Below are 4,988 nucleotides of genomic sequence, written 5' to 3'. Positions count from 1 at the left end.
GGGCGCGGCGGACTCGGAGCGGCCACCGCCGAGGACCGAGGACGGCAGGTGGAGCACGGCGATCGGGGCGATCGCGGAGTTCCCGCCGGGGGCGCGGACGCCGAGCCGGGCGCCGATGGCGCGGGCCAGCCGCGCGGCCACGTGCAGGCCGATCTCCTGCGGGGCGACCGGGCCACCGGGGGTCGCCGAGCCCAGCGCGCGGTCCAACTCCTCGACCGGGGTGCGGTGGCGCGGGGACTGGGTGCCCTGAAGCTCGACGACGATCCCGCCGTCGGGACCCCAGCGGGTCAGCAGCTCGATACGCTCCCCGGCCGGGGTGGCGCTCGCGGCGTGGGCGAGCAGCTCGGCCAGGATCTGGCCCAGGACGGGCTCGGCGGTGGCGTCGACCGAGACGCTCGGGGTCGGCGGGACGATCGTGCGCGAGGCCGCCTCACTCGCGGAGACGACGGTGTTGAGCGCCTGACCGAGCGGGGTCGACGGGGCCGCGAGCCGGGGCCCGCGGGGGGCGCCGGCGAGAACGAGGATGTGGTCGCCGTCGCGGGCCCCCCGTCGGGCGGCCGCGGCCAGCTCGGCGAGGTCGGCCAGCGCACCCGGGCGCAGCTCACCGGCACGCAGCCGTTCGGTCAGCAGCTGCTGGCGCTCCGAACGGGCCCGCAACCGGTGCGCGATCGCGGCCAGCACCGCGTCCCCGGCCGAGGCACCCGCCGGGCCGGACGGGTGGGGCGGCGGGTCGTCTCGCGCCACGCGATCGTCCTCCGAACCGTTCGGACGGCGCCCGGGATCGGACGCCACGTCAGTACCCGCTCGGGTAGCGGGCGGGACGGTTGCGAAGCCTACTCGTCGGTCCGCCCAGCGCTCGCTCTGATGCGGTGGGCGGTGGATCGTGGACGGGCGGGCGGCGCGACCCCCGCAGGGCGGTCACCGGGGGCACCCGGACGGGCACGACGGGCGGCCGGGCGGCCGCGCCGGAGGGGTCCTCACTCGAACCGCGACGGGTCCCCCGCGCCGTGCCGCACGATCTCCGGCTCGTCGCCGGACAGGTCGACGACCGTGGTCGGCTCGGTGCCGCAGTCCCCGGAGTCGATGACCGCGTCGACCTGGTTCTCCAGCTCCTCCTTGATCTCCCAGCCCTGCGTCATCGGCTCGTCGTGGCCGGGCAGCAGCAGCGTCGAGGACAGCAGCGGCTCCCCCAGCTCGGCGAGCAGCGCCTGGGTGGTGGCGTGGTCGGGGATGCGCACGCCGACGGTCTTCTTCTTCGGGTGCAGCAGCTGCTTGGGCACCTCCTTGGTGGCCGGGAGGATGAAGGTGTAGCTGCCCGGGGTGGACGCCTTCACCGCGCGGAACACGGAGTTGGAGATCTGGACGAACTGCCCGAGCTGCGCGAACTCCGCGCACACGAGGGTGAAGTGGTGCCGGTCGTCGAGCTTGCGGATCTGCCGGATCCGCTCCAGGCCGTCGCGGTTGCCCAGCGAGCAGCCCAGCGCGAAGCACGAGTCGGTCGGGTAGGCGATCAGGCCGCCGGACCGCACGAGGTCCACGACCTGTCCGATGCTGCGCGGCTGCGGGTTCTGCGGGTGCACGTCGAAGTACCGGGCCATCGCGGCAACGTACCGGCTCGGCGGCCCACCCGGGGAGTTCGACGACCGGGTGGTCTCGGTGCGGCGGGAAACCGTTGCCCGCGACGCGCGGAGGGGGCCAGGATGCGATCCATGCACGTCGTGGAATACCGGCCGGAACGGCACGAGTTCGCCTGGACCTTCGGTGGCGTGCCCCCGGTGCGCCGGGTCGCGCCCGGGACCTGCCTGCGGCTGTGGACCGAGGACGCGTTCTCCGGGCGGCTCACGTCCACCTCGGACCGTCCGAGCGCGGTGCTCGACATGAGCGAGGTGAACCCGCAGACCGGGCCGTTCCACGTGGAGGGCGCCGAGCCGGGCGACACCCTGGCCGTCCACCTCGTGGAGCTGACCCCGGCCCGGGACTGGGGTGCCTCCACCCTGATCCCACTGTTCGGGGCGCTGTCGACGACCGACCGCACCGCGCTGCTGCACGAGCCGCTCCCCGAGCGGACCTGGATCTACCAGCTCGACCGGGCCGCGGGGACGGTGCTGTTCGAGGCGACGAGCGCGGACCTGCGCCTGGAGCTGCCGTGCAACCCGATGCTCGGCACCGTCGGCGTCGCCCCGCCCGGGCGGGAGGTGCGCAGCTCGCTGGTGCCCGACGTGTTCGGCGGGAACATGGACACCCCGGAGATGCGCGCCGGGGCGACCTGCTACCTGCAGGTCAACGTGCCCGGTGCGCTGTTCTCGGTCGGCGACGGCCACTACCGCCAGGGCGAGGGCGAGAGCTGCGGCACGGCCGTCGAGGGCGCGATGGACGTCGTGCTGATCGTCGAGCTGATCAAGAACGCCCCGGTCCCGGCGTGGCCGCGGATCGAGACCGACACCCACTACGTCGTCGTCGGGTCCTCCCGTCCGCTGGAGGACGCGTGGCGGGCCAGCCAGGTCGGGATGATCGCCTGGCTGGGCGAGCTGTACGGGCTGGACCGGCTGGACGCCTACCAGCTGCTCACCCAGGCCGCGGAGTCGCCGCTGGCCAACGTCGTCGACACCAACTACAGCGCCGTCACCAAGATCGCGAAGGCGCTGCTCCCGGCCGCCGCGGCCTACGGCGGCGTCCACCGTCACCTGCGCGAGCAGGCCCGCTCCCTGTAAGAGAGGCCCTTTCCATGGACATGTTGCTGAACGGTCGTGTCGTGCTCGTGACCGGAGGGTCGCGCGGGATCGGGCGGGCGGTCGTCGCCGGGCTGGCGGCGGAGGGCGCGCGGGTCGCGTTCTGCGCCCGCGACGCCGACGGGGTCGCCGCGGCCGAGCAGGAACTGCGCGCCGCGGGTGCCGGCGAGGTGGCCGGGACCGCGGTCGACGTCGCCGACGGCGAGGCCCTCGGCCGCTGGGTCGCCGACAGCGCCGAGCGGTTCGGGGCGGTGGACGCGGTCGTCGCGAACGTGAGCGCGCTGGCGATCGGCCCGGGCGAGCAGAACTGGCGCTCGAGCTTCGAGGTCGACCTGCTGCACACGGTGCGCCTGGTGGAGGCCGCGCTGCCGCACCTGGAGCGCAGCGACGCCGCCTCGGTGACCGCGGTGTCGAGCGTGTCCGGCCGCGAGATCGACTTCGCCGACGGCTCCTACGGCGTCATGAAGGCCGCGCTCGTGCACTACGTCTCCGGCCTGGCGTTCGACCTGGCACCGAAGGGCATCCGGGCCAACGCCGTCTCCCCCGGCAACGTCTACTTCCCCGGCGGGGTGTGGGCGAACGTCGAGCAGCACGACCCCGCGCTGTACGCGCACGCGATGGGGCTCAACCCGACCGGCCGGATGGGTACCCCGGAGGAGACCGCCTACGCGGTGGTCTCGCTGGTCAGCCCGCGGGCGAGCCGGATCAGCGGCACCAACCTGGTCGTCGACGGGGCACTGACCCGCGGGGTGCAGCTCTGACCCCCTCACCCCAGCGCCTCGCGCACCACGCGCTCGGCGGGCGCGGTCCCGGCCACCAGGTCGGACGCCGGCTCGCTCGCGGGCTCCAGCCCTCGCGGACGAACTGCTCGATCATCGCGCCACAGGGTGCCCCGGTGGCGCGGTCGCGGGCGACCGGTTTCCCGTCGAACCGGACACTCCATCCCGAACCGGTCCCGGGTTAGGGTCGCCTCACCTGACCGAAGGAGATCGTCCGTGACGCCGCCCCGGGCCGCGGTGGCCCTCGCCGCCCTGCTCACCCTGTTCCTCGCCGCGTGCTCCGCGCCCGGCTCGGGCCCCACCGACGGCGGGGAGACCCGCACGGTCGCCACCGCACGCGGCGAGGTCACGGTCCCGGCCGCGCCGCGGCGGGTCGTCGTGCTGGAGCCGGTACAGCTCGACACCACCGTCGCCCTCGACGCCCCGCCGGTCGGGGCCGGGGTCCTGTCCGAGGGCACCGGGGTGCCCGCCTACCTCGGCGACGCCGGCGCGCAGGTGGCGGTCGTCGGGACCGTCGCCGAGCCCGACCTGGAACGGATCGCGGCCCAGCGACCCGACCTGATCCTGGGCACCGAGTCCCGGCACGCCGCGCTGTACGACCGGCTGACCGCGATCGCGCCGACGGCGTTCATGGCCTCGCAGGCCGACCCGTGGCAGGACAACGTCCGCTTCGTCGGCCGGGCGCTCGGCCGCGAGGCCGACACCGAGCAGCTGCTCATCCGCTACCGGGACCGCTGCGCCGAGGTGGCGCGCACCCACGACACGGCCGGGCGGACCGCGCAGATGATCCGCCCCCGCGACGGTCTGCTCACCCTGTACGGGCCGACGTCGTTCGCGGGCAGCACCCTGGAGTGCGCCGGGTTCACCATCCCGCCCCGGGACTGGGAGAACTCGATCTCGGTGGACCTGTCCCCCGAGCTGGTCCAGCAGGCCCGCGCCGACGAGGTGTTCCTGACCGCGACCGACCCGGCGTCGCCGTCGGCGGTGCCGCCGGCCGTCCAGGCGGTGCGCGCGCAGGTCTTCCCGCGGCTGCACCCGGTCGACCAGTCGGTCTGGATCACCGGCGTCGGGCCGCTCGGCGGGCAGAGGGTGCTCGACGACATCGAGCGGACGCTGGACCGGTGAGCCCCCTGTCGGGGTCGCCGAACGTCCTGTTCGCCGCCCGGGTGCTCGCCGTCGGCGTGCCCTCCCCCGGGTTCCGGCGGATCGTGCTGGGCGGTCCGGAGCTGTCGCGGTTCGCCCCGCACGGCCGGGACCAGCGGGTCAAGCTGCTGGTCCCGCCGGACGACGGCTACCCCGCCTCGCTCACCTCCGGCCTGCCGGAACGCGAGTGGCGGGCCCGGCTGCGGCAGCTGCCCGCCGGCACGCGGCCGGTGCTGCGCAGCTACACCCCGGCCGCGGTCCGGCCGGGGCGCGGTGAGGTCGACCTCGACGTGTTCCGCCACTCCCGGCCGGGCCCGGCGAGCGCCTGGGCCGCGGC

The 4,988-nt window shown here is 75.2% G+C and carries 6 protein-coding genes; 4 read left to right on the top strand and 2 right to left on the bottom strand.

From position 1 onward, the window contains the following. Both NH602_RS28000 and NH602_RS27995 read right to left on the bottom strand, forming a co-directional pair. A partial coding sequence (locus NH602_RS28000; protein WP_253069359.1) for a hypothetical protein occupies positions 1-744 on the bottom strand: 744 nt, incomplete at its 3' end. Between the two features lie 233 nt (positions 745-977). After that, entirely contained in the window at positions 978-1,598 is a 621-nt protein-coding gene (locus NH602_RS27995; protein ID WP_062395872.1) for an L-threonylcarbamoyladenylate synthase, read from the bottom strand. A 111-nt stretch (positions 1,599-1,709) separates the two neighbouring features. On the opposite strand from NH602_RS27995, the gene NH602_RS27990 reads away from it, so the two are divergent. From NH602_RS27990 to NH602_RS27975, 4 genes are all read left to right on the top strand, one after another. Continuing rightward, the gene (locus NH602_RS27990; RefSeq protein ID WP_073574494.1) at positions 1,710-2,711 is read left to right on the top strand and encodes an acetamidase/formamidase family protein; all 1,002 of its coding nucleotides are present in this window, start codon (positions 1,710-1,712) and stop codon (positions 2,709-2,711) included. Between the two features lie 14 nt (positions 2,712-2,725). Beyond that, entirely contained in the window at positions 2,726-3,490 is a 765-nt protein-coding gene (locus tag NH602_RS27985) for an SDR family NAD(P)-dependent oxidoreductase (RefSeq protein ID WP_073574493.1), read from the top strand. A gap of 234 nt (positions 3,491-3,724) precedes the next feature. Then, positions 3,725-4,633, top strand: a complete 909-nt coding sequence (locus NH602_RS27980) for an iron-siderophore ABC transporter substrate-binding protein (RefSeq protein WP_253069358.1) — start codon at positions 3,725-3,727, stop codon at positions 4,631-4,633. Then, a partial coding sequence (locus NH602_RS27975; protein ID WP_253069357.1) for a siderophore-interacting protein occupies positions 4,630-4,988 on the top strand: 359 nt, incomplete at its 3' end. The genes NH602_RS27980 and NH602_RS27975, both read left to right, overlap by 4 nt.

This window comes from Pseudonocardia sp. McavD-2-B (assembly GCF_024124365.1).
Lineage (GTDB): Bacteria > Actinomycetota > Actinomycetes > Mycobacteriales > Pseudonocardiaceae > Pseudonocardia > Pseudonocardia alni.
The sequence above is the reverse complement of the archived record's forward strand: the minus strand, read 5'-3'. Positions and strand labels throughout refer to the sequence as shown.

Excerpts from the sequence above, each read along its gene's own strand:
- NH602_RS27995 (WP_062395872.1), bottom strand. The coding sequence starts at position 1,598 with ATGGCCCGGTACTTCGACGTGCACCCGCAGAACCCGCAGCCGCGCAGC.
- NH602_RS27990 (WP_073574494.1), top strand. The coding sequence starts at position 1,710 with ATGCACGTCGTGGAATACCGGCCGGAACGGCACGAGTTCGCCTGGACC.
- NH602_RS27985 (WP_073574493.1), top strand. The coding sequence starts at position 2,726 with ATGGACATGTTGCTGAACGGTCGTGTCGTGCTCGTGACCGGAGGGTCG.